At 46.1% G+C, this 24,216-nt stretch carries 21 protein-coding genes and 1 other annotated feature (1 of these 22 only partly in view); of the genes, 1 reads left to right on the top strand and 20 read right to left on the bottom strand.

The genetic code is table 11. The annotated features are described in order from the left end of the window. Positions 1 to 12: 12 nt before the first annotated feature. The 9 genes from pknB to gmk form a co-directional block, all read right to left on the bottom strand. Positions 13 to 1,974 (bottom strand): Stk1 family PASTA domain-containing Ser/Thr kinase, encoded by a 1,962-nt coding sequence (gene pknB / locus AB1K89_RS02690; protein WP_413053237.1) that lies wholly within the window; start codon positions 1,972 to 1,974, stop codon positions 13 to 15. Then, complete coding sequence (locus AB1K89_RS02695; protein WP_413053238.1) at positions 1,971 to 2,726, bottom strand: Stp1/IreP family PP2C-type Ser/Thr phosphatase; 756 nt, start codon at positions 2,724 to 2,726, stop codon at positions 1,971 to 1,973. Before AB1K89_RS02695 ends, pknB begins: the two co-directional genes overlap by 4 nt. Before the next feature lie 72 nt (positions 2,727 to 2,798). Beyond that, positions 2,799 to 4,154 (bottom strand): 16S rRNA (cytosine(967)-C(5))-methyltransferase RsmB, encoded by a 1,356-nt coding sequence (rsmB, locus tag AB1K89_RS02700; RefSeq protein ID WP_413053239.1) that lies wholly within the window; start codon positions 4,152 to 4,154, stop codon positions 2,799 to 2,801. Then, on the bottom strand, positions 4,151 to 5,092 hold the full coding sequence (gene fmt / locus AB1K89_RS02705; RefSeq protein WP_413053240.1) for a methionyl-tRNA formyltransferase: 942 nt from the start codon (positions 5,090 to 5,092) through the stop codon (positions 4,151 to 4,153). Before fmt ends, rsmB begins: the two co-directional genes overlap by 4 nt. Beyond that, on the bottom strand, positions 5,089 to 5,586 hold the full coding sequence (def, locus tag AB1K89_RS02710) for a peptide deformylase (RefSeq protein WP_413053241.1): 498 nt from the start codon (positions 5,584 to 5,586) through the stop codon (positions 5,089 to 5,091). Before def ends, fmt begins: the two co-directional genes overlap by 4 nt. Positions 5,587 to 5,619: 33 nt before the next feature. After that, on the bottom strand, positions 5,620 to 8,031 hold the full coding sequence (gene priA, locus AB1K89_RS02715) for a primosomal protein N' (protein ID WP_413053445.1): 2,412 nt from the start codon (positions 8,029 to 8,031) through the stop codon (positions 5,620 to 5,622). After that, a complete protein-coding gene (gene coaBC, locus AB1K89_RS02720) occupies positions 8,021 to 9,286 on the bottom strand; it encodes a bifunctional phosphopantothenoylcysteine decarboxylase/phosphopantothenate--cysteine ligase CoaBC (RefSeq protein WP_413053242.1) in 1,266 nt (421 codons plus the stop codon). Before coaBC ends, priA begins: the two co-directional genes overlap by 11 nt. Before the next feature lie 115 nt (positions 9,287 to 9,401). Beyond that, complete coding sequence (gene rpoZ / locus AB1K89_RS02725) at positions 9,402 to 9,626, bottom strand: DNA-directed RNA polymerase subunit omega (protein ID WP_413053243.1); 225 nt, start codon at positions 9,624 to 9,626, stop codon at positions 9,402 to 9,404. Positions 9,627 to 9,629: 3 nt separating this feature from the next. Continuing rightward, the gene (gene gmk, locus AB1K89_RS02730; protein WP_413053244.1) at positions 9,630 to 10,247 is read right to left on the bottom strand and encodes a guanylate kinase; all 618 of its coding nucleotides are present in this window, start codon (positions 10,245 to 10,247) and stop codon (positions 9,630 to 9,632) included. Between the two features lie 131 nt (positions 10,248 to 10,378). Here gmk and AB1K89_RS02735 point away from each other — a divergent pair, with 131 nt between their 5' ends. Further along, positions 10,379 to 12,070 carry an Rqc2 family fibronectin-binding protein gene (locus tag AB1K89_RS02735; RefSeq protein WP_413053245.1) on the top strand — a complete coding sequence of 564 codons (1,692 nt, stop codon included), beginning with the start codon at positions 10,379 to 10,381 and terminating at the stop codon, positions 12,068 to 12,070. A gap of 57 nt (positions 12,071 to 12,127) precedes the next feature. Here the strand turns inward: AB1K89_RS02735 and pyrE are convergent, their stop codons facing one another. The 11 genes from pyrE to ileS all read right to left on the bottom strand — a co-directional run bounded on the left by pyrE (position 12,128) and on the right by ileS (position 23,992). Continuing rightward, positions 12,128 to 12,754, bottom strand: coding sequence for an orotate phosphoribosyltransferase (gene pyrE, locus AB1K89_RS02740; RefSeq protein ID WP_413053246.1), 627 nt, complete (start codon positions 12,752 to 12,754; stop codon positions 12,128 to 12,130). 1 nt (position 12,755) lies between these two features. Beyond that, on the bottom strand, positions 12,756 to 13,466 hold the full coding sequence (gene pyrF / locus AB1K89_RS02745) for an orotidine-5'-phosphate decarboxylase (protein WP_413053247.1): 711 nt from the start codon (positions 13,464 to 13,466) through the stop codon (positions 12,756 to 12,758). After that, positions 13,463 to 14,377 (bottom strand): dihydroorotate dehydrogenase, encoded by a 915-nt coding sequence (locus AB1K89_RS02750; protein ID WP_413053248.1) that lies wholly within the window; start codon positions 14,375 to 14,377, stop codon positions 13,463 to 13,465. Before AB1K89_RS02750 ends, pyrF begins: the two co-directional genes overlap by 4 nt. Further along, a complete protein-coding gene (locus AB1K89_RS02755) occupies positions 14,374 to 15,150 on the bottom strand; it encodes a dihydroorotate dehydrogenase electron transfer subunit (RefSeq protein WP_413053249.1) in 777 nt (258 codons plus the stop codon). The genes AB1K89_RS02750 and AB1K89_RS02755 overlap by 4 nt, the downstream gene beginning before the upstream one ends. Next, positions 15,147 to 16,454: a dihydroorotase gene (gene pyrC / locus AB1K89_RS02760; protein ID WP_413053250.1), complete on the bottom strand. Its 1,308-nt coding sequence runs from the start codon at positions 16,452 to 16,454 to the stop codon at positions 15,147 to 15,149. Before pyrC ends, AB1K89_RS02755 begins: the two co-directional genes overlap by 4 nt. Continuing rightward, on the bottom strand, positions 16,421 to 17,335 hold the full coding sequence (locus AB1K89_RS02765) for an aspartate carbamoyltransferase catalytic subunit (protein ID WP_413053251.1): 915 nt from the start codon (positions 17,333 to 17,335) through the stop codon (positions 16,421 to 16,423). The genes pyrC and AB1K89_RS02765 overlap by 34 nt, the downstream gene beginning before the upstream one ends. Before the next feature lie 161 nt (positions 17,336 to 17,496). Beyond that, positions 17,497 to 18,783, bottom strand: a complete 1,287-nt coding sequence (locus tag AB1K89_RS02770) for a uracil-xanthine permease family protein (protein ID WP_413053252.1) — start codon at positions 18,781 to 18,783, stop codon at positions 17,497 to 17,499. A gap of 31 nt (positions 18,784 to 18,814) precedes the next feature. After that, the gene (gene pyrR / locus AB1K89_RS02775; protein ID WP_413053253.1) at positions 18,815 to 19,357 is read right to left on the bottom strand and encodes a bifunctional pyr operon transcriptional regulator/uracil phosphoribosyltransferase PyrR; all 543 of its coding nucleotides are present in this window, start codon (positions 19,355 to 19,357) and stop codon (positions 18,815 to 18,817) included. 206 nt (positions 19,358 to 19,563) lie between these two features. Next, positions 19,564 to 20,469, bottom strand: coding sequence for an RluA family pseudouridine synthase (locus tag AB1K89_RS02780; RefSeq protein ID WP_413053254.1), 906 nt, complete (start codon positions 20,467 to 20,469; stop codon positions 19,564 to 19,566). Next, positions 20,469 to 20,945 (bottom strand): signal peptidase II, encoded by a 477-nt coding sequence (lspA, locus tag AB1K89_RS02785; RefSeq protein WP_413053255.1) that lies wholly within the window; start codon positions 20,943 to 20,945, stop codon positions 20,469 to 20,471. The genes AB1K89_RS02780 and lspA overlap by 1 nt, the downstream gene beginning before the upstream one ends. A gap of 287 nt (positions 20,946 to 21,232) precedes the next feature. Beyond that, a complete protein-coding gene (gene ileS, locus AB1K89_RS02790; RefSeq protein WP_413053256.1) occupies positions 21,233 to 23,992 on the bottom strand; it encodes an isoleucine--tRNA ligase in 2,760 nt (919 codons plus the stop codon). A gap of 40 nt (positions 23,993 to 24,032) precedes the next feature. Further along, positions 24,033 to 24,216: a binding site (T-box leader), on the bottom strand (it continues 31 nt past the right edge of the window).

A 24,216-nucleotide genomic window follows, 5' to 3' on the forward strand; every position in this document is an offset into this window, starting at 1 on the left:
TCCTATTCAACATCAGTCATAGTTGAACGTTTTTTCAGCAATGACTTCCGAATCTCTACGCACTTCGTATTTGCCACTTTGACCTTCTTCCAATGTGACTGTAATCTCTCTTTTTACGTCTTCCGAAATTTTAAATTCGTCAACCGGAGTTGTCATCGTATGTTTGCTGTCTTGGATGTAAATTTGGATTGTTTGCTGTTCACGTTCCGAGTTTTCATCATCGTCATCGGTATTTGATGGTTCGTACGGAATATTGACCGTTTCCACAAAATATTTTACCGGTTTCTTCTCCTTGCCTTTCGACATGACGACTTCAACTTTCGAACCTTTTTCAAGTTCGGAGTTCGCAGAAGGAACTTGTGAAATGACATGTCCTTCCTTCACACTATCAGATTCTTCTCTTCTTACGATATCGATGTTGAAGCCGGACTTGTACGCGTAATCATCCAATTCTTGCTTAGTATAATTGTATAGATTAGCAAGTTTTTTCATCTCTTTCCCCAAACTGACTGTAAATACGATATCGGTTTCTTCCGGAACGACCTTTTCACCGGCTTTAGGAGTCTGCTCAAGGATTTGCCCTTTCGGTGCATCATTGTGAACCCATTCCGGGCGGATATCCCTAAATCCGAAACCATTCAGGAAATCCGCTATCGTTTCATAATCCTTACCAATGTAATCGGTAAGTTCAGTCGTTTCCTTGCCTATGCTTACGTAAAGGACGACGGAAGACCCGATTTCACGTTTTTTATTTGCTTCTGGATTTGTTTTAATAACTTGCCCGGCTGGATACTCGTCCGAGTAATCTTCCACGACTTCTTCAACGACAAATCCATTTTCCTCCATCTTGGAAACCGCCTCCGCTTCTTCCAATCCGACCACTTCTGGAATCAAGGCGTTTTTAGGTCCGAATAAGGAGGGCCAAAATATGAATAGAAGTACGGCGATTGCTACCAGCAGTGCTAATAGACCAACGACAAGCGGCCATTTTTTCCGCTTCTTCTTCTTTTGTTTAGGACCCGGATCAGGAACGACTGGCTCAATGATTTTCGTCTCTTCCCCATGGTCAAAATTCGACGTATCCGTAATCGCCGGAATGACACGTGTGCGGTCGTCGTCGAACGGGATCGTAAATTTCTCTTCATGCTGTCTTTCGGGAGACAGAACTGTGAGCAAATCCTCATACATTTCATCCGCCGATTGATATCTGTATGTAGCATCCTTCGCTGTCGCTTTCAAAATAACATTTTCGACACTTTGCGGTATATTGGGATACGCCAGTCGCACAGAAGGCGTCTCCTCCTGCAAATGTTTCAATGCGATTGCTACGGCAGTCTCAGCTGAGAACGGTAATTCTCCGGTCAATAATTCGTAGAAGACAATTCCTAGCGAATAAATATCAGATTTCTTAGTCGCCATTCCGCCCCTTGCCTGTTCGGGGGACAAATAATGGACAGTGCCGATTACTGAATTCGTTTTCGTATGTGCGGTGGCGCTTAACGCCATCGCTATTCCGAAATCAGTTATTTTCACGTTGCCTTCCGCGTCCATTAAAATATTTTGAGGCTTAATATCGCGGTGGACAATTCCGTTATGATGAGCATTGGCTATCGCGGAAACTAGTTGCCTCATGATTTTGACAGCTTGATGGATTTGTATCGGGCCATTCGATTGAATATATTTCTTGAGTGTCTGCCCTTCGATATATTCCATGACCAAATAATGAAGCTCTTCATCCTCGCCGACGTCAAAAATATTGACGATATGTGAATGTGTCAAGCTCGTGGCAGAGAGCGCTTCCCTTTGGAATCTTTTTTTCAAATCCTGCTCATTTGCAAAATCATAGTTCAGGACTTTAATGGCAACATCGCGGTCCAAAATGATGTCATGTGCCAAATAGACCTTTGACATGCCTCCCTCACCGATTCCTTTAAGCACTTCATAACGGCCACCGATTCGTTTGCCGATCATCATTGGCTCACCTCCGAACCGTAGGGGCTCGCCAAAATGACGGAAATATTATCTTCTCCGCCCATTTCATTGGCTAACTCGACTAATTTAACTGCCTTTTCATGCAAGTCCCCATCCGATGTAACGATTGCTTTGATCCGTTCATTGTCGACTTTATTACTCAAGCCATCCGTACATATGAGCAAATATGTTTGCTCGTCCAGTTGGATTTGGTAGAAGTCAGGACTGATCGACTTTTCAGAACCAACCGCCCTCATGATCCAATTTCTCTGAGGATGTCTTGCAGCTTCCTCTTCCGTAATTTCTCCGGAATCAAGCAATATATTGACGAAAGAATGATCCTTCGTAATTTGCAGGATTTCATTCCGGTTGATCGTGTATACACGGCTATCCCCGATATGTGTGACGAGAGCTTTATTTTCGTAGATGAGCACTGCATCCAATGTAGTTCCCATCCCTTTGTACTCTACATCTTTTTCGGCAATCTCGAATATTGTACGGTTAACTTGCAATACCGTATCCTGTAGCCAGTCTTTCCAGTCTTCTTCCTCCATACTAGCTAAGTTATCAACTTTCATGAACTGTTCGCCAAGTATCCTGACTGCTGTCGAGCTAGCAAAGTCCCCGCCTCGATGGCCTCCCATGCCATCCGCGACAACTGCGAGCGTCGGTCCGTCTTGAATTTCAAATACTGCCGCGCTATCTTCATTAACTGTCCGTTTCTGACCGATGTCCGTCACTACTTCAAATCGCAACACTCGTCCCCCCTTTATTAAAAACGTTTTTCAATTTTCCCTTATCTATTTCTTTATGCCAACAGCCGAGGATTAGTCCTTCCTTTTGCGGAATGCCGCTACGAAAAATCCGTCGCTTCCAAAATGCTGCGGCAATACTTGCAGCATATCGTCTTTGATTGCCAAAGAATCATTGGCGGCAAGTCCATCGAGCGAAGCCATCTCCATATCGGGGTGTTTTTCAAGGAATCTACGGACCATTCCTTCGTTTTCGTCGTACTCGATCGTACATGTGCTATAAACGATAACTCCATCATCTTTTAGTAATCGATAAGCCGTATTGAGCAATTGCTCCTGTATTTCCGTTAAACTGATCAAGTCCCGTTCCGTCTTATTGTATTTAATTTCAGGCTTGCGACGAATGACTCCGAGACCGCTGCAAGGCGCATCGACGAGGATACGGTCAAAGAATTTAGGTCCGTATACGGATTCCAACTCTCGGCTGTCGCCGCTTTTCGTCGTGATTGATTGTATGCCGAGACGGTTTGCATTCGAATCAATTAACTTTAGTTTATGTTCGTGTAAATCATGTGCATACACTTCGCCTTTGTCGTCCATCTTTTCGGCAATGAATGTCGTTTTTCCGCCCGGAGCGGCACACATGTCCAATACTTTCATATCAGGCTTTACATCAAGGGCAAGAACAGGCAACATGGAACTTTCATCTTGGATTGTCAACAAACCGTTGGTGAAAGCTTCTGTATTTGCCAAGCTCCCGCTTGATGCTTGGATGCTTCCGGGAATGACCTCTCCCTTTGTAGCTTCGATTCCTTCCTTTGCAAGCAGCGTCATAACTTCTTCGACTGTCGCTTTCAATGAATTGACCCTTGCCGTCATGCGGGCGGGATGATTGTTTTCATGCGCCATCGCCAAAGCTTCTTCCTTGCCGAATTGCTTCACCCAACGTTCAATGAGCCATGTTGGATGGCTTGTTTCTACAGACATTCTTTCGATATCGTCCTCGATGTCCTCGATCGGACGGACCCCTTTTCGCAATACGGAACGTAAAATGCCGTTTACGGTTGAAGCGATCCCTTTATGGCCTCTTCTTTTTGCAATCTCCACAGCTTCGTGGACGACTGCATGCGGAGGAATCTTTGTCAAATAGACAATTTGGTAAATGGACAATCTCAGTAACTCTCTAACCCAAGCGTCCAATTTCCCTTTCACGAAAGGATCCAAATAATAATCCAATGTCAAACGATGCTGCAACGTGCCATACGTCAATTCGGTCAATAACCCTCTGTCCTTCGGATCGATATCGTATTTTTTTATTGTCCTGTTAAGCAGGAGATTGCTATAGGCCTGGTTTTGGTTGATCTCCATCAGGATCGTCAGTGCCGCATCGCGGACATTGCCGTTCCAAATCCTCTTTTTGGCGTTTGTCATTCGAATTGGTCCCCTTCACTCCATTTGGCTCCTACGCCATTCAGGAATTCTTCTGCTGACAGCCGTTTTTTCCCGGCAGGCTGCAACTCAGTGATGGCTATTGAAGTTTCATCGCCTGATTTAATGATCAGCTTGTCCTTCAATAGTTTAATAATTGTGCCTGGTGAAGCTTTAGATATTTCCTCCGATTTTTCCGCTTTCCAAATTTTCACGTTCTCTCCTTGGAAAACGGAATAGGCTCCCGGCCAAGGATACAGTCCGCGAATTTGATTGAAAATATCTTTGCCGCTGCGCGACCAGTCGATTCTTTCCTGTTCACGGGTTATATTGCCTGCAAATGATACGAGGCTTTCGTCTTGTGGAATACGCTCATTTGTACCATCAATAATGGATGGCAAGGTCTCTTTCAATAGTTCCGTGCCGGCCACGGATAACTTTTCGAAAAGGATGCCGGTATTATCGTCTTTAGTAATAGGCACCTTTGTCTGCGAAATGATATCGCCTGCATCGAGCTTTTCCACCATATACATGATGGTGACTCCGGTTTCTGTTTCTCCATCGATGACCGCTTGATGGATCGGAGCGCCTCCCCGGTATTTCGGCAACAACGACGCATGGACGTTGATACAACCGAGGCGTGGGGCTTCGAGCAAGTCTTTAGGCAAAATCTGCCCATATGCAGCGGTAACAATCAAATCAGGCTGCATATTAATGAGCTCTACAAGCTCCTCGGATGTTCTTAGCTTTTCAGGCTGCAATACTGGCAAACCAAGTCGAATCGCCTCTTCTTTTACAGGTGGAGGTGTCAATACCCGCTTCCTTCCGACAGGCCGATCAGGCTGGGTGACAACTGCAATGATGTCGAATCCTTCTTCGTGCAACATTGTCAAGACGGGAACTGAAAAGTCCGGAGTGCCCATGAATACGATTTTTGTCATTGCTCTTCATCCTCCCCGTCAACCTCTTCAAATTCCTCCGGATCTACAATCCGTGTTATTTTTGAATCGAATAAAATTCCATCTAAATGATCGATTTCATGCAGAATCGCCCGTGCCTCATAATCTTCCGCTTCTAGCTCGTACAAGGAACCATCACGTTCCTGAGCTTCGACGCGTACGAAAAACGGTCGTTCCACTTCACCGTAAAGGCCCGGGAAGCTTAAGCATCCTTCCACTTCCACGACTGAACCTCCGATTGCTGTGACGACAGGATTGACCATTTCGATAACTTCATTTCCTTCTCCCATATCGACGATGGCGACTCGGACGAGCTCTCCTACTTGAGGAGCCGCAAGCCCTACGCCATCCGCATCGATCATCGTGTCGTACATATCATCTAGCAGCTTAGCCAATTTTCCATCGAACTTCTCTACTTCCTTGCAACGCTTTGTCAATAGTGTTGAAGGGCTTTTTACAATTTCAAGTATTGCCAATTCAATTCCTCTTTTCCAACTAGTCCGTATCGGTCAAAAAATGGAAGTCGGTTCTACATCCACAGTCATGAGCAGACCTTCCTTCATCCAGTTTGTCCGATACATTCTGATCAATTGCTGAAGCGTTTCAATGAGCTTCGGCTCTTTTTTGTATTTTATCAAACATTGGTAACGATATCTATTGTTCACACGACTTATCGCAGCCGCTGCCGGACCGATTATAACGGTGCCTGGTGATAGCGAACTTTTCAAATAGCGTGTCCCCTTTTCCGCAAAATCGGCGACTTTCAATAAATCCTCATGCGAAAACTGTACAAGTGTTATATAAAAGAAAGGTGGATAACCGTATTGTTTGCGTGCTGACATCTCCAAATGATAAAACGTCTCGTAATGCTGGGTCTTTGCGAGTTCGATAGCATAATGTTCAGGTGAGTACGTCTGGATGAATACTTCCCCCGCCAAATCGTGCCTGCCTGCCCTTCCGCTTACTTGCGTCATCAACTGGAATGTCTTTTCCGCAGCACGGAAATCCGCCAAATGCAAAGTCGTATCTGCAGCCAACACCCCGACCAATGTAATATTCGGGAAGTCTAGCCCTTTTGCTATCATCTGGGTGCCAAGCAGGATATCTGCCTTCCCTTCGCTGAATTGCCGAAGAATGCGTTCGTGTGCTCCTTTTTGCCGTGTCGTATCCACATCCATCCGCAACACTCGCGCTTCCGGGAATATTTTCGAAATTTCTTCTTCCGCCTTTTGCGTGCCTGTCCCGAAAAACCGAATATGCTCACTTTCACATTCCGGACAAACGAGCGGCACCGGCTCCTCGTGACCACAATAATGACACTTCAAGCTTTCATTCGCACGGTGATAGGTCAATGAAATATCACAGTTCGGGCATTGGACGACCGTTCCGCAATCCCTGCACAATACGAATGAGGAGAATCCTCTTTTATTCAGAAAAAGGACGGTCTGCTCTTTCCTTTCCAAGCGAAGACGGATAGCATCCGCCAATTCCACGGAAAACATCGAACGGTTTCCTTCCTTTAATTCATCCCTCATATCAACGACCGTGACAGCAGGCAAAGGTTGGTTCTTCGCTCTTTTGGATAGCTCCAATAATGTATAAACGCCTTTTGAAGCCCTGGCGTAGGACTCGAGGGAAGGGGTGGCACTGCCGAGGATGACTGGGCAGCCGTAATGTTCCGAACGCCAGATGGCAACATCCCTAGCATGGTACCGCGGCGTATCCTCCTGTTTGTATGTCGATTCATGCTCTTCATCAAGGATGATAATCCCTACATTTTCAAACGGGGCAAAAATGGCTGATCTTGCTCCGACGACAACTTTCACTTCCCGACGGTGAATTTTACGCCATTCGTCATACTTTTCACCTGCCGACAACCCACTATGCATGACAGCAACTAGTTCACCGAACCGTTCTTGGAATCGGGCAGTCATTTGAGGGGTCAAGGAAATTTCAGGAACGAGGACGATCGCTTCTTTCCCCTTATCCAGTACATGTTTGATTGCTTGCAGATAGACTTCCGTTTTCCCGCTTCCTGTTATGCCGTGCAACAGGAATGTTTCGGCAATATTAGAATCCGCAGCCGCGTTTACTTTATCAAGTGCTGCTTGCTGTTCCTCGTTCAGCCGAAGTGGTACCGGTGAATCAAGGAGCTTTGGAGCATCCGGCTCACGATACGTTTCGACATACGATTCCGTTGCACCGCCCTTTTCAATGATAGCTTTTAGAACCGGATTTTGAATGCCCGATTCATTCAGCAATCTTGCGGCCTCCATCGTCTCCCCTGCATGTTCCATCATCCATTTGATTAATTCCGCTTGCTTCTTTGCATTCGGGTGGATAGTGAGCAGCATGTCGGATAACGTTTGAGAATCACCTATATGAATCGCCCTGACTTTTTTCACTTTTGTCTGTTGGCTAATTGCCGTATCTACGGAGACAACACCTTTTTCTGCATAATCTTTTACCAATCTCAAGATGACCGAATCGGTGACCTGTTTCAGTGGGACACGGGTACGTCCATTCAGAAATTGCAGGAATCGGGCATCGTCAATTTGCTCCGGCTTTTCGATACTGACGAATTTTTCATATTTTGCCCGCATCGCTGCCGGAAGCATCACTTGCAATGCATCGATTTCATATGACAGCGTTTCTCTCGCCATTTTTTTAGCTAAGCCCAACAGCTCTGTTGAAAGAACAGGCTCCAAGTCGATCAGTTCGTCAATCTTCTTCAATTTGTGCTCTTCGATATCACTTTCCTGTTTAAGCCCGGTGACATAGCCGATCACTTTTCTCGGTCCGAAAGGGACTTTTACGCGTGACCCGCATTCGATAACCGTTTCCATATGTCCCGGCACAGCGTAATCAAAGGGACGATCGATTGGATACGCTGACACATCGACAATGACTTCAGCTATCATTCGCAACGTCACTCTCCAATTTCAAAATCGTCCTTAAGAGCACTTTGGCCAATTCCTGTTTTTGCATCGCTTCGAAAGGAAATGCCCTTGACCTCTTTCTTGTTAATAAAGTAACGACATTCGTATCGTTACCAAAGCCGCCATCCGGATCGGTTACATCGTTGACGATAATATAGTCCAAGTTTTTATCGGACAGCTTTTTCATCCCATACTCGATTGCGTCATTCGTTTCCGCCGCAAACCCGACTAGGATTTGTCCCTTTTTTCTCTCGCCAAGCGTTTTGAGAATATCGGTTGTACGTTCAAGCGCAATGGATGAATCGCCTTCTTGTTTCTTCATCTTTTGCGAATGTTGCTCTTTCGGCCTGTAATCAGCTACAGCTGCCGATTTGATGACTACGTCGGCATCGTAGAATTGGCTTAGCACAGCATCAAGCATATCCGCTGCGCTCTCCACCGAGATGAGTTGGACGCCATTCGGCACCGGCAACTCCACCGGACCCGACACCAAAATTGTTTCTGCTCCTAACGATGCAGCAGCTTCCGCGATCGCATATCCCATCTTCCCGCTCGAGAAATTGGAAATATAACGAACAGGATCGATTCTTTCCCGAGTTGGTCCGGCTGTCACAACGACCTTTTTACCTGACAGGGGCCGATCTTCGGCTTGAGAGAACCTTTCCTTAATAAGCTGGACAATTTTCTCAGGTTCCTCGAGCCTGCCTTTACCGACATAGCCGCATGCCAAAAAGCCTTCAGCAGGTTCGATGAATCGGTAACCATCCGCATGTAGCTGTTCAATGTTTCGGATGACCGACTTGTTCTCATACATATGTACATTCATTGCGGGCGCAATCCAAACTTCCGCTGTCGTAGCGAGAAGGGTTGTCGTGACCATATTATCCGCAATGCCGTTCGCAAGCTTGCCGATGATATTTGCGGTTGCAGGCGCGACGATGACAAGGTCAGCCCAATCAGCCAAATCGATATGGGCAATGACACGCGAATCCTTTTCGTCGAACGTATCGAAATAGACATCATTCCGTGACATCACTTGGAAAGATAACGGAGTAACGAACTCCATCGCTGAAGCCGTCATCATCACTTTCACTTCCGCCCCTGCTTGCGTTAGTTTGCTAACAAGCGCAACAGCCTTATAAACGGCGATTCCGCCGGTTACACAGATGAGTATTTTTTTATTCAACAACTGTCCCACCCTTTCTCTACTTAAACGACTTATGTAATGCTTGTCCATAAACCGGACGATCGACTTGTGAAAAATGCTATTAAAAATGACAAACTCCCAAAGAAATTCTGTTTCTAAGGGAGTATGCAATCCTATTCAAATACTTTAACTTAAAGAATGTTCATCATACTTCGTCTTCGTACACAATCGAAGCGTCCTGCACTTGTTTTGACAAAGCGCCAGCAGCAACTTCCTCCAAAGCTTTACCTACATTCTTATACGAATTATAGGATTGAAGCAACAACTTCTTGCTCTCCTGCATTTCACGGGCGCGCATAGCGGCAAGTGTGACGAGTGTGTATTTCGAATCGATTTTTCCCTTTAAAGAGTCAACTGATGGATATAACATGATTTATTCCCCTTCCAACATAAGTAAATATCTTTTTTCCACACGTTCTCGGCGACAATGTTCAGCCGTCACGATGGCATTGATGCGATCGCATGCCTTTGAAACTTCGTCATTTTCTACAACGTAGTCATACAAGTTCATCATTTCCAGCTCTTCACGCGCTTTCAATACTCTGCTTGCAATGACATCCGCCTCCTCTGTCCCTCTGCCGATCAAACGATCTTCAAGTTCGGACAGACTTGGCGGTGCAAGGAAAATGAATAATCCATCAGGAACCTTTTCACGGACTTGAGCCGCACCGACAACTTCAATTTCAAGGAAGACGTCCCTTCCGGCATCAAGCGTCTCGTTCACGTAGTCGAGAGGAGTACCATAATAATTGCCTACATACTCAGCATACTCCAATAATTTTCCTTCTTTTATCAACTGCTCAAACTCATTACGCGATTTAAAGAAATAGTCGACACCGTCTTGCTCGCCTTGACGAGGGCTTCTCGTCGTCATCGATATCGAATACTCATAGTTCGTGTCAGGTTGTTGAAATAGCTCTTTTCTGACCGTTCCTTTTCCAACACCGGATGGCCCGGACAGGACAATCAGCAATCCACGTTGTTTGTACATGCAATCCCTCTTCTTATGTATTCTCAAGCTTCTATTGTTCCATTCATCATAGCAAACAATCTTCTCATATTATAACATATCACACCCAGAGAGTGCTAAAATGGTACAAAACGTTTGAAAGAGGAATTATCATGGCATTTGACGGTTTATTCACTGCAGCGATGGTCGAAGAGCTGCAACAAATTAAAGACGGCCGAATATCAAAAATCCATCAGCCGAACGCACAGGAAGTCGTTTTGATGGTTCGGGCAGGAAGAAGCAATTTTAAACTTCTTATTTCTACTCACCCATCATATTCCCGCGTGCAATTGACTGAAGAAACGATTGTAAATCCTTCGGAACCTCCGATGTTTTGTATGGTGTTGAGGAAACATCTCGAAGGTGGAATGATCCAATCGATCCGGCAATCCGGAAATGATCGGATCATCTCCTTCGATATTCGCGCGAAAAATGAAATCGGGGATGATATCCACCGCCGGTTAATCGTAGAAGTTATGGGAAGGCATAGTAATTTGCTATTGATCGACCCAGAACGCAATATGATCATCGATAGCATGAAGCATCTCCCACCTTCCGTAAACAGTTATCGTACGGTTTTGCCAGGACAACCGTATGTCCCTGCTCCCCCGCAAGACAAATTGGATCCTTTTGAGTTGGATGAAAAGGAGTTCCTAGCATTATTGCCAGAATGGGAGAATGCCAAACAAGTCGTCGGCAAACTTTCAGGGTTCTCTCCGATTCATGGAGAAGAGCTATTACATCGGTTGAAGGAAAATGCAGAAAGTAATGCCTATCATGTCTTCAAGTCATTCCTGTCGTCCTTCAAGGGTGGAACGCATACACCGACAATTGCAGAAGTCGGGAATAAAACCATTTTTTCCGCGACATCGTTAACGTATGCTGACAAAACGGTCGCGACGTTCGATACACTCGGCGAACTGCTCGATAAAGTCTATTTTGCGCGAGCGGAGCGGGAGCGGGTGAAATCTCAGGCGGCCGATTTAGAGCGCTGGCTTGATAACGAGATTGCAAAATTGAAATTGAAGATGGACAAGCTGGACAAAGAGCAGAAAGCGGCAGGAAAACTGGATACGTTCCAATTGTATGGTGAACTGCTAACGGCAAATATTTATGCAATCAATAAAGGTGATCAGGAAGCAGTAGTCGATAATTATTATGAGGAAGGAACGACTGTGACGATTCCACTTGACCCGAGGAAGACGCCAATTGAAAATGCACAGCGTTATTATTCTCGCTATACGAAGGCGAAAAACGCATTGATCATGATTGCGGAACAGTTGGAGAAAGCGAAAGAAGACATCGACTATTTTGAGATGATCAAACAGCAAGTCATGCAAGCATCTCCTGAAGATATCGATGAAATTCGTGAGGAATTGGCGGAATCGGGACTGATGCGGGCAAGAAGGGGCAAGAAAAAACAGAAGCCGAAAAAGCCTTCGCCTGAGTCATATATGTCATCTTCAGGCATTCCGATTTCAGTCGGGAAAAATAATAAGCAAAATGATTATTTGACGTTCAAGATTGCGGCAAGGGATCATGTGTGGCTTCATACGAAGGATATCCCTGGTTCTCATGTTGTTATTCATGATGCGAATCCTGATGAGAAGACAATTGAGGAAGCTGCGATTCTTTCGGCTTATTTCAGTAAGGCGAGAGGTTCTTCATCCGTTCCGGTCGACTTTACGGAGATTCGCCATGTGAAGAAGCCAAATGGGGCGAAACCAGGATTTGTTATTTATTTTGAGCAGAAGACGTTATTTGTGACACCTGATGAGGATGTTGTCAGGAAGTTGAGGAAGTAAAAAAGGATTGCCATCGCGTTTGAGATGGCAATCCTTTTATATTATTTTTATACGGTATTACAATAATCCGGCTTTCAATTTCGTATGCCATTCCAATAAGCCATCCATTGACTCGTTTGAAACCGTTCCGCTTTCAATGGCCGCTTCGGCTAGTGCCCCGAAGTCCGTTAGGCTTTTATAGGACAGATCCGCTTCTCTAAAAGCTTTATCCGCACTTTCGAGCTCATATGTAAAAATGGAGACGACGCCTACAACTTTGATTCCTTCAGATTGCAGCGCTTCAACAGCATTCAGACTGCTGCCCCCCGTGGAAATCAAATCTTCAATGATAACCGCTTTATCCTCAGGCTTCACTTTACCCTCAATTTGCCGGCTTCTGCCGTGTCCCTTCGCTTTTGAACGGATATACACCATCGGTAGACCGAGAATGTCAGCGACCCATGCCGCATGTGGTATGCCGGCTGTTGCGGTCCCCGCAATAAGCGTCGTTTCAGGGTAATATGTTTTAATTAACCCGGCGAGTCCTTCTGCAATTAGTTTGCGGCCGACTGGATCAGACATCGTCAATCGGTTATCACAATAGATTGGCGACTTTATGCCCGAAGCCCATGTGAATGGATCCTCGGGACTTAGTTCCACCGCCCCGACATTCAATAAAATTTCTGCAATTTCCTTTTTACCCAATTCACTCTACCCCTTCCCATCTAGCGTTAATATTTTCATAGGCAGCAAGAGGATCCGAAGCGCCTTTAATTGCCCTGCCGACTACGATATGGGTCGAACCTTTTATCCTAGCTTCTTCGGGTGTTGCAATCCTTTTCTGGTCATGCGTCCCGCTTTTAGGCAAACGGATTCCAGGCGTCACCTTTAGAAAGTCTGGTCCGCAAACCTCTGTAATGATTGCCGCCTCGTGAACAGAACAAACGACTCCGTCCAATCCTGAATCCTTTGTCAGCCTCGCGTAATGCAGGACGGACTCTTGAAGAGAAGATTGAATGAGCTGTTCTTCCCTGACTTGCCGCTCATCAGTGGAAGTCAGCTGGGTCACACCGATGATCGAAGGTCGTTTCATCCCGGCTGGGGTTCCCTTATCAAGCCCTTCCAGCGCAGCCTCCATCATCGTCTTTCCGCCTGCCGCATGAACGTTCACCAAGTTCACTCCTAAACTAGCCAGCACTTCCATTGCTGATTTCACTGTATTCGGAATGTCATGGAGCTTCAAATCCAGGAATATATCGAAACCACGCTCTTTCAATTCAGAAATGATGGCGGGACCTTCCTTGTAATATAGCTGCATGCCGACTTTCACATTGACATCGCTTTCGAATGGTTGTAGAAAGTCAAAAACCTGTTGAGATGAATCAAAATCTAACGCAATGATCGGGGATGTTTTCATAATCGGTGGCTCCTTCCTACAAGCTCTGATATATGAGTAACTCCAAGCTCATCCAATTTTGTCGGGAGCTCCTCAATGATTTTCGGGCATATAAACGGGTCCACAAAATTTGCCGTCCCGACAGCTACCGCACTCGCACCTGCCGATAGGAAATCGATGACATCTGCTGTTTCGGCGACTCCGCCCATGCCGATGATCGGAATTTGCACGACTTGGCTCACTTCATACACCATTTTGATGGCGACCGGCTTGACAGCTGGTCCGGACAAACCGCCTGTTATATTGGCAATGATCGGACGTCCTGTCTTTTGATCGAGCCTCATGCCTACGAGTGTATTGATCATCGTAATGCCGTCCGCTCCGCCGGCCTCGACCGCTTTTGCAATTTCTTTTATGTCTGTAACATTCGGTGACAACTTTACATAAACCGGCACTTTGGACACTTCTTTTACTGCAGCCGTCAAATCATACGCTTGCTGAGGGTCTGTTCCGAACGTGATGCCGCCGCATTTCACATTTGGGCAAGAAATGTTCAATTCCAATGCTTTCACATTCGGAGCAGTCGAAATTGTTTTTGCCACCTCTACATAATCCGCTGTTTCTGTTCCTGCAACGTTCGCAATGATTGGTACATCGTACTGTTCCAGCCAAGGAAGTTCATTGTCCATGACTCCTTGCAAGCCGGGATTTTGTAAACCGATAGCGTTCAACATGCCTGACGCCGTTTCTGCGACTCGAGGAGTCGGATTGCCGAAACGAGTTTCCAATGTCGTTGCTTTTATCATAATCGCGCCCAACTGCGATAAATCGTACAGAGCCCCGTATTCCTTGCCGAATCCGAAACAACCAGATGCCGGCATGATCGGATTTTTCAATTGCAATCCAGGCAATTCCACTGCCAATCTATTCATATCGACACCACCCCTGCTGGAAATACTGGACCATCCGAACAAACTTTGACGTACTCTTTATCCGTATTGTCAGTCGTTTCACAAACGCATGCAAAGCAAGCCCCAATTCCGCACCCCATCCGCTGTTCGAAGGAGAGGAATCCTTTTTTGCCGGTGTATGCTGTTTGCACAGCATTCAGCATCGGCATCGGACCGCAGCTATAGTAAGTTGCAAAGTCGGCTCCGATTGCTTCCATCACATTCGTCACAAAACCCGGGGTCCCTTTTGTACCATCCACAGTTGCAATATATGTCTCGCCCAACCGTGTGAACTCCTCTTCATAAAACGATACATCCGCTGTCTGGAAGCCTAGCACATGGATGCATGTAACTCCCTTCGCAGTCAGCCGCTTCGATAATTCGTACAAAGGCGGCACCCCTATCCCTCCGCCGATGAGAATTGCAGTTTCACCAGGAGACGTTTCTTTTACAGGGAAACCATTTCCTAAAGGACCGAGCACATCGACTTCGTCACCAGCATTTTTCATGGAAAGTAGCGTAGTGCCTCGTCCTTCAGCTCGATAGATAATCGTCATTTCGTTCCTTTCCTCATCAATGGAAGCGATGGATATCGGTCTTCTCAATAACGGTTCGTATGAATCCGATACACGGATATGGACAAACTGGCCAGGGGAATTGATTTCCCCTACCAGCTTGCCTGTCAATTTCATTTCAAAGATGTTCTCTGCAATTTTCTGTTGACCGTTCACTCTCATCCGGTCTTGGATTATCATACGATCACCTGCTGTTTTGGCATATTATCCGGTTGATCCTGCCAGACGATGTTTCCTCCGTAAATTGTCGTTACAGGCCAGCCCGCGCAAATCCAGCCATCGAACGGTGTATTTTTCCCTTTCGACAAAAACGTTTTCCGGTCGATTGTCTGTTCTTTATTCAAGTCCAGCAGGACAAGATCGGCTTGCGCTCCAATTTCAATCTTTCCGTAAGGCAACCCGAATACGTCAGCAGGTTTTTCTGTCATCCAATCAATCAATTGCTTCAACGTCCACTCGCCCTTTTTCACGAAATGGGTGTAAAGAAGGGGGAATGCCGTCTCCAACCCTGTTATGCCGAAAGGTGCCTTTTCAAACCCTGCGTTTTTCTCTTCCGCCGTGTGAGGAGCATGATCTGTTGCAATGAAATCCAATGTTCCGTCAAGCAGCCCTTCCCTTAGCGCATGCAAATCTTCTACTCCGCGTAAAGGTGGGTTCATCTTCCAATCCGCGTCATCACCAGGGATATCATCTTCGAAGAGAATAAGATGATGCGGACTCACTTCAGCCGTTACATGAACCCCCGCCTTCTTCGCATCTCGGATGACCCGCACCGACTCCTTCGTACTGACATGGCATACATGATAATGGGCGCCAGCCGCTTCGGCGAGAAGAATATCTCGTGCGATATGGACCGATTCAGCAATGGACGGAATGCCTGGAAGTCCGAGTTCCTTGTTGCGCTTCCCTTCGTGCATCGCTCCGCCGTATATTAACGTATTATCTTCACAATGAGCTACGATTGGCATACCAATTTCAGCTGCGTCTTGCATTGCCTCATACATCATTCCTGCTTGCTGAATGCCGACACCGTCATCTGTAAAAGCGAAAGCACCGTGTTCCTTCAGCTCTTTCAAATTCGTCCGTTCTTTTCCAGCTTCTCTGATCGTAATGGAAGCGTAAGGAAGCACGCGTATATGTGCATTTTCGGAAATCAAGTTATTGACGAGCGCTAAATTTTCCTTGGTATCTGGAACCGGTCTCGTATTCGGCATTGCACAAATCGTTGTGTAACCGCCTTTAGCCGCCGCGAGCGTCCCCGATTCGATCGTCTCTTTATGCTCACCGCCAGGTTCGCGCAAATGGACGTGTACATCGATGAATCCTGGTGCTAACAAAAGGCCTTCCCCATCAATGACTTCGGAATTCCCAATATTCAAATCAACGCCGATTTCAGTTATCCTCTCTCCCTCGATACGGACATCCGTCAGAACCATTTCACCTTCGTCATTCAATACATAGGCACTCTTAATGATTTTCTCCATGTCAATTCCCTTCCTTTCAATAGTACTTCTAAGATTGCAGCGCGTATGTATACGCCGTTTTCAACTTGCTTGTAAATTCTAGATCGTCTGCCCTCAACTAGACTCCCGGCTATTTCTACATCCCGATTCACTGGCGCAGGATGCATGATAATTGATCCGGGCTTCATCATTTTTTCCCTTTCCACTGTCAGCCCAAATCTTTGATGATATTCCTCTTTCGTAAATCTAGATTCACCATCATGTCTCTCATGCTGGACCCTTAGAAGCATGACGACATCACTCTCTTCGATTACTCCATCCCACTCACATACAGAAGGAAAATCGCCTGCCCACTCGGACGGACATAGGAATGTTACATTTGCACCTAGCATTGTAAGAGCATCCGCATTCGATTTTGCGACCCTGCTATGGGCGATGTCGCCCGCAATTAGCACATTGAGTCCTTTGAATCCGCCAAATGCTTCTTTTATCGTGAAAAGATCTAGTAAGGATTGAGTAGGATGTTGCCCGGATCCGTCTCCGCCGTTAATAATTGCCAAATTCACTTTTCCAACTAGATCTTCGTAATAGCGTTCTTCCGGATGTCTAATAACGACTACATCCATACCGATTTCTTCTAGTGTCCGAAGCGTGTCGTATAAGCTTTCACCTTTAAGGGCACTCGAAGAACCTGCTTCAAAAGGGATTGTTTCAAGACCTAATTTCCGCTCCGCCACTTCAAAGCTCATTTTTGTCCTTGTGCTCGGTTCAAAAAATAGATTGCTAACCATATATTTTTCGGGTAATTCGCGGATGCCATACTGCTTGAGAATTTCTGCTCGATCTAAAATGGTAGTAATTTCATCGATTGATAAGTCCTTCATTGACAACAGGTTTTTCATTTGGAAAATCCCCTTCCGATTGGATATAAAAATGACCTTTCCACTATATGGAAAGGCCAGTTGGGCATGACTGAACAACCGTCATCCATTTTGAATGACTGTTCGTCAACTGAACCTTTCCTTGTCTCTCAGTACAATGTTAAAAGGTCTTCCTATTCTGTTTAACTATCTGCCAAGCTATTATTCGACCTGCCCGGCAAGATGAGGTTTAAGAGTACACCGACTATTGCAGCAAGCGCCATTCCTCCGACCTGGAACGTTTCGCTAATATGGATGGAAGCACCGCCGATACCGATGACGAGAATGACCGAAGCGATGACGAGATTCCGTTGTTGTCCAAAATCGACTTTGTGATCGACGAGCATCCTCAGTCCGGATGAAGCGATAATTCCGAACAGCAATATTGAAATTCCGCCAAGTACCGCTTGAGGGATTGTCGCAATAACCGCCATCAGTTTCCCAATGAAGGAGAACAATATTGCGAATACCGCTGCTCCAATGATGACATAGACACTATAAACACGTGTAATCGCCATGACTCCGATGTTTTCACCGTATGTCGTTTTCGGTGGGCCGCCAAGGATTCCGCTAATGAGTGTTCCAAGTCCATCTCCTAAAAGCGATCGGTTTAAACCAGGGTCTTTAATAAAATTTTTATCGACGACACGGCCGAGTACGAGCTGGTGTCCGATATGCTCTGAAATCGTAACGATTGATATCGGAACCATGATTGCAATTAATGCCGGGGTAATGACAAACTCATAATCTATTCCTGGAAGTAGGAATTCCGGTATTTCAAACCAGGCAGCTTCATGCACTTTTGTGAAGTCTAAAATTCCAATTGACGCAGAGTAAATGTAGCCGACTATTATTCCGATTAGGACCGGCATCAGGCTGACTACTCCTTTAAAGAACATGAGGCAGATGATTGCAGCTGCCAATGTGACAATCGCGGCCGAGAAATGGAGAAGATTGTACTGTGATTCTCCGTCCACTTGGATGGTACTCGCCATGCTCACCGCCGTTGGCGCCAATGCTAATCCGATAACCATAATGACCGGGCCGACGACGACTGGCGGAAGGAATTTCATGATCCATCCGGAGCCCGTCGTCCATATCACCAACGATACAACTGCATATACGAGAGCGACAAACATGCTGCCGATCATCGCGCTTCCAATTCCGCCTGTGCTCGTCGCCACTTGGATCGGCGCAATGAAGGCGAATGATGAACCTAAGTAAGCGGGAACTTTGAACCTTGTGATAAGGACGAAGATGATCGTCGCTATTCCACTTGTCAATAACGCGATGGCAGGGCTTAAGCCGACTAATTGCGGCACGAGGATCGTCGCCCCGAACATTGCAAACATATGCTGCAAACTGAGGGCAAGCCATCTCCCTGGAGCCGGCTTGTCGAGTACGTCTAACACTTTGTTGTCATTCATCATTTCACTCTCAATCCCTATCAGTTTTTATTTATTATTTTTTATGGATTGTCACGCCGTCTGTTCCATCTTGTTCAATGACGTTGACGACTACCCGCTCATCATTCGATGTAGGAATGTTCTTACCGACATAATCAGGGCGGATCGGCAATTCACGATGGCCTCTGTCGACGAGAACGGCTAGTTGTATCGCAGCTGGTCTTCCTAGATCGATGACAGCATCCATCGCCGCTCTCACTGTTCTTCCCGTGAAAAGGACATCATCGACAAGGATTACTTTCTTTTCCGTAACATCGTGTTGGATATCGACTTGGTGAACAAGAGGTTCTTTATTCTCATGTTTCAGTTGAAGGTCATCCCTGTACAACGTAATATCCAGTTCGCCTGTCAAAATCGGTTTTCCTTCAATTTGCTTGATTCTATCCGAAAGCCGTTTCGCAAGTACAGCCCCCCTCGTTTTAATGCCAACGAGGATACATCCGTCGATTCCTTTGTTCTTTTCGATAATTTCGTAGGCGATTCTAGTCACCGCCCGAGATATTGCCTGCTCGTCAAGAATGATAGCTTTTTCCGTCATGAAAATTCCTCCTCTTTGTAAATAAAAACCCTCCTGCCAGGATGGCAGGAGGGCATAGGTGCAGAAAAAAGCGTACTGAAGAATAGCGCGCAGCTATCCTACTGTACTTCCGTGCAACCTTCCCAGCCTCTCTGGACTGACTTTAAAGGTGTCGCTATTCATTTCATTGTTTAGTATAGTTGCCCGTTTTCACTTTGTCAACGATTTTAAGAACGCATTTTTTCAATCAGTGCTCTAAAGTCTTCCGGCAAAGGCTGTGTAAACTCCAAGTACTCCCCAGTGCGAGGGTGTTTGAAGCCGATCGTGCCAGCGTGCAATGCTTGTCCGTTGAAGTCGATTGTCTTTTTCGGACCATATTTCGGATCACCCGCAAGCGGATAGCCGATGTACTTCATATGCACCCGTATTTGGTGGGTCCTTCCGGTTTCAAGACGGCATTCCACCAATGTAAAATCGCCGAAACGGTCCAACACTTTGAAGTGTGTGACAGCATGCTTCCCTTTGTCTATAACTGTCATGCTTTGTCGATCTTTCGGATCCCTTCCGATCGGTGCGTCGATCGTGCCTTGATCATGTGGGATATGGCCGTGGACGAGAGCTGTGTAAATGCGTGTTACCGATTTCTCGACGAGCTGATTGACGAGCGATACATGCGCTTGATCATTTTTGGCTACCATGAGCAAGCCTGAAGTGTCTTTGTCAATCCGATGGACAATCCCTGGACGCATGACGCCGTTTATACCCGAAAGGTCTTTCACTTGATACATTAAACCGTTCACAAGAGTGCCCGTAGCATGTCCAGGCGCTGGGTGGACAACCATTCCGCGAGGTTTGTTCACGACAAGCACATCCGCATCTTCATAGACGATTTCCAGATTGAGATCTTCCGCTACGATGTCGAGCTCCTCGAGTTCAGGCTCCATCACTTGGATGACATCCCCAGGTTTCACTTTATAGTTCGATTTTACGGTTGCTTCATTTACGAGAACTGCCCCATCCTTCATCCATTGCTGGATTTGCGTGCGGGACCAATCTGCATTGATTTCCGATAGTACTTTATCAATTCTGCCGGTTCCATGTTCTTCTGTTATTACAATTTCGTGCGGTTCCATTATGTCACCTTTTTCTTGTTCTTTTTTTCATCTACAATGACGTAAAGTATAATAAGGACGACGCCAACCGTCAATGCTGCGTCCGCCACGTTGAATATTGGAAAGTCATAATTGATGACAGGGATGAGGACATCAATGAAGTCAACAACCTCTTTCCGAAATAATCGGTCGATGAAGTTCCCGATCGCTCCGCCCAATAAAAACATCAGGCTGGCACTCAATAATTTGCTGCCCTTCGCTTCTTTGTGGAAAAAATAGATGATGCCTCCGACAACTACTATTGTGACGATATAAAATAACCACATCTGCCCTTCTAGCATTCCCCATGCCGCTCCTTTATTCCGGTGCGATAAGAGTGCCAAATAAGGTTCAGCGATAGGGATTCGTTCCCCAAGATTCATGTTTTGTACAACAAGCCATTTTGTCAGTTGATCGAGCAATATTAAAAAAATAGCCAATCCATAATATAGTATCAATCCAAAAACCCCCGTCCGACAGTTTCTGTTCCATTTTACCACAAAATGATTCCAATCATGAAATTGGCATGCGCTTCGATGGAAAAGAAAAAGACTGTTGCAACAGGAACAAAGCCACAGTTGCAAACAGCCTTTACCAAAATGCTTATGAATAATAGGATTTCCGCTTCAGGCGGACGCTTTCCGCGGGCACGGCTTCAATCTCCTCGTCACTACGTTCCTGCGGGGCTTTCAGCTCGCGCTTTTCCCGCTGGAGTCGCCGCCTTACGCTCCAATCCAATATTTAATCAATAATACTTCTTTACAACATTTGCACAACGTGAGCATAGAGCTGGGTGGTCTGAATCTGTGCCTACAGTTTCAGAAATCGTCCAGCAGCGATCACATTTTTCACCGTCCGCTTTTTCTACAAGGACAGTTGCGGAGTCGAGTTTTAAGGCTTCTGATGGCAAATTACCTTCTTCGCCTTCCTCGAATTTGGAAACGATGAAGAATTGAGCGTAATCGATATCTTCCGCTGTCAAAATACCAGCCATTTTTTCCGGCAAAGCAACAGTCACTTTCGCTTCGAGCGATTTACCGATCACTTTTGCATTCCTTGCCTCTTCAAGCGCCTTCAAAACATCGTCGCGCACAAGCATCAAACGGCTGAAACGCTCGCGAAGTGCCTCTGCTTGATCTCCAAGGTCTTCCGCTTGCGGCATGTCAGTCAACTGTACGCTTTCCTCTTCGACATGCTCTAGATATGCCCAAAGTTCATCCGTCGTATGCGGGATGACCGGCGTCAATAGCTTCAATAGAGCGACGAGTGAATCGTACATGACGGTCTGCATCGCACGGCGGTGCGGGTGATCTACGCCTTCGATATAAACGACGTCTTTCGCAATATCAAGATAGAACGAGCTCAATTCGCCTGTACAGAAATTGTTCACTGCATGATAGACGCCTGCAAACTCGTATTTCTCGTAAGCTTCAAGGACTTCATTAATTAAATCTTGCAACTTCACATAAACATATTGGTCAATCGGACGCATATCATTGAACTCGATACGGTCAGAAGCCGGATTGAAATCTGCAACGTTTCCATGCAGGAAGCGGAGTGTATTTCGGATCTTGCGGTATACTTCCGATACTTGCTTGAAGTTCGAATCGGAAACCCGTACATCTGCCGTATAATCGACTGACGACACCCATAGACGAAGGATATCGGCACCTAGTTGATTCATCACTTTTGAAGGTACGATGACGTTGCCGAGCGACTTGCTCATTTTGCGCCCTTCCCCATCCAATGTGAATCCGTGGCTTAGTAGCCCTTTGTATGGAGCAATTCCGTTGATGGCGACACTTGTCGTCAAGGATGAGTTGAACCATCCGCGATATTGGTCGGAGCCTTCCAAGTACAAATCGGCCGGATAGACGAGATCGTCCCTTTCCACTAACACGCCTTGATGTGTAGAACCGGAATCGAACCAGACGTCCATAATATCCGTCTCTTTTGAAAACAGGCCGTTCGGACTGCCTTCATGCTTGAAACCTTCCGGAAGCAAGTCTTTCGCGTCCCTTTCAAACCAAATATTCGAACCATGTTCCCTGAACAGTTTTGCAACATGTGCAATCGTTTCATCAGTAAGGATGGCTTCTCCATTTTCCGCGTAAAATACCGGAATCGGAACTCCCCACACACGTTGACGTGAAATACACCAGTCACCACGGTCGCGTACCATATTGTACAAGCGTGTTTCGCCCCATGAAGGAGTGAATTTCGTATTGCGAATCGCTTCTAGCAATTCACTGCGGAATGATTCGATGGATGCGAACCATTGTGCAGTTGCACGGAAAATGACCGGTTTCTTCGTACGCCAATCGTGTGGATACGAGTGAGTGATGAAGGAAAGTTTCAACAAAGCTCCTTCTTCATCCAATTTTTTCGTCACTTCTTTATTTGCATCTTCATAAAATAACCCTTCAAAGCCAGGAGCCTCATCAGTCATGACACCTCGGTCATTGATCGGAGACAATGCGTCGATACCATATTGTTTCGAGACGTAGAAGTCATCTTCACCATGACCTGGCGCTGTATGAACGCAGCCAGTACCAGCTTCTGCCGTAACATGGTCGCCAAGCATGACGAGGGAATCGCGATCATATAGCGGGTGCTTCGCAATTACTCTTTCTAGATCAGAACCTTTTACCTCGCTAACAACTTCATATGATTCCCAGCCGATCTCTTTCGCAACAAACTCAACGAGATCTTTCGCCATGAGGAACTTATTTCCTTCCACATTGACAATAGCGTATACGAATTCCGGGTGGACCGAAATTCCAAGGTTTGCGGGAATTGTCCATGGAGTCGTCGTCCAGATGACGATTCGGACATCCTCGTCAACAACACCAAGACCGTCCTTGATCGGGAATGCCACATAGATGGAAGGTGATTTTTTATCTTTGTACTCAATTTCCGCTTCAGCTAGTGCTGATTCGCTTGAAGGGGACCAGTAGACAGGCTTCAGACCTTTGTAAATATAACCTTTCTTAGCCATCTCGCCGAATACTTGGATTTGCCTTGCTTCAAATTCAGGTTTTAATGTGATATACGGATTTTCCCAGTCACCACGTACGCCGATACGTTTAAATTGTGAACGTTGGCTGTCGATTTGACTGTAAGCATATTCCTCGCACATCTTTCTGAATTCAGCGACGGAGAGCTCTTTACGATTGACGCCTTTGTTGACGAGAGCTTGCTCGATCGGAAGACCGTGTGTATCCCAGCCCGGCACGTAAGGTGCGTGGAAGCCGGTCATCGATTTATGACGAACGATCATGTCTTTCAGCACTTTGTTAAGTGCATGCCCCATGTGCAGATCACCGTTCGCATATGGCGGTCCGTCGTGAAGAACGAAGAATGGGCGTCCTTCGGTACGTTTTTGCACTTTTTCGTAGATGTTCATTTCTTCCCATTTTGCTTGCATATCAGGTTCTTTGTTTGGTAAGTTGCCACGCATTGGAAATTCTGTTTTCGGCATGAGCAATGTGTCTTTGTAATCCATCCTGTTTCCTCCTTTGGAAATAAAAAAACCCCGTCCCTATGTAAGGGACGAGGGATTATTCTCGCGTTACCACCCTAGTTGCAGCATGATAAAATCATACTGCCTCTCAGAACACCATAACGGGGTGCATCCGGGATTGATTTTCGTCAATCCGGCTCTGGAGTGATTTTCGTTTCCGTTTCAGGCCAGGCTCCCACCGCCCCCGGCTCGCTTTGCTTGAATTT

Origin of the sequence: Sporosarcina pasadenensis, assembly GCF_047228845.1 — a bacterium.
GTDB lineage: Bacteria > Bacillota > Bacilli > Bacillales_A > Planococcaceae > Sporosarcina.

Coding starts and splice junctions, on each gene's coding strand:
- rsmB (WP_413053239.1), bottom strand. CDS start 4,154: ATGACAAACGCCAAAAAGAGGATTTGGAACGGCAATGTCCGCGATGCG.
- AB1K89_RS02735 (WP_413053245.1), top strand. CDS start 10,379: ATGGCATTTGACGGTTTATTCACTGCAGCGATGGTCGAAGAGCTGCAA.
- ileS (WP_413053256.1), bottom strand. CDS start 23,992: ATGGATTACAAAGACACATTGCTCATGCCGAAAACAGAATTTCCAATG.
- AB1K89_RS02750 (WP_413053248.1), bottom strand. CDS start 14,377: ATGAATAGATTGGCAGTGGAATTGCCTGGATTGCAATTGAAAAATCCG.
- AB1K89_RS02780 (WP_413053254.1), bottom strand. CDS start 20,469: ATGGAACCGCACGAAATTGTAATAACAGAAGAACATGGAACCGGCAGA.
- rpoZ (WP_413053243.1), bottom strand. CDS start 9,626: ATGTTATATCCATCAGTTGACTCTTTAAAGGGAAAAATCGATTCGAAA.
- AB1K89_RS02765 (WP_413053251.1), bottom strand. CDS start 17,335: ATGAAAAACCTGTTGTCAATGAAGGACTTATCAATCGATGAAATTACT.
- coaBC (WP_413053242.1), bottom strand. CDS start 9,286: ATGGACAAGCATTACATAAGTCGTTTAAGTAGAGAAAGGGTGGGACAG.
- AB1K89_RS02770 (WP_413053252.1), bottom strand. CDS start 18,783: ATGATGAATGACAACAAAGTGTTAGACGTACTCGACAAGCCGGCTCCA.
- pknB (WP_413053237.1), bottom strand. CDS start 1,974: ATGATGATCGGCAAACGAATCGGTGGCCGTTATGAAGTGCTTAAAGGA.
- priA (WP_413053445.1), bottom strand. CDS start 8,031: ATGATAGCTGAAGTCATTGTCGATGTGTCAGCGTATCCAATCGATCGT.
- AB1K89_RS02755 (WP_413053249.1), bottom strand. CDS start 15,150: ATGATAATCCAAGACCGGATGAGAGTGAACGGTCAACAGAAAATTGCA.
- pyrC (WP_413053250.1), bottom strand. CDS start 16,454: ATGGAGAAAATCATTAAGAGTGCCTATGTATTGAATGACGAAGGTGAA.
- pyrF (WP_413053247.1), bottom strand. CDS start 13,466: ATGAAAACATCCCCGATCATTGCGTTAGATTTTGATTCATCTCAACAG.
- pyrR (WP_413053253.1), bottom strand. CDS start 19,357: ATGACGGAAAAAGCTATCATTCTTGACGAGCAGGCAATATCTCGGGCG.
- fmt (WP_413053240.1), bottom strand. CDS start 5,092: ATGACAAAAATCGTATTCATGGGCACTCCGGACTTTTCAGTTCCCGTC.
- gmk (WP_413053244.1), bottom strand. CDS start 10,247: ATGTACAAACAACGTGGATTGCTGATTGTCCTGTCCGGGCCATCCGGT.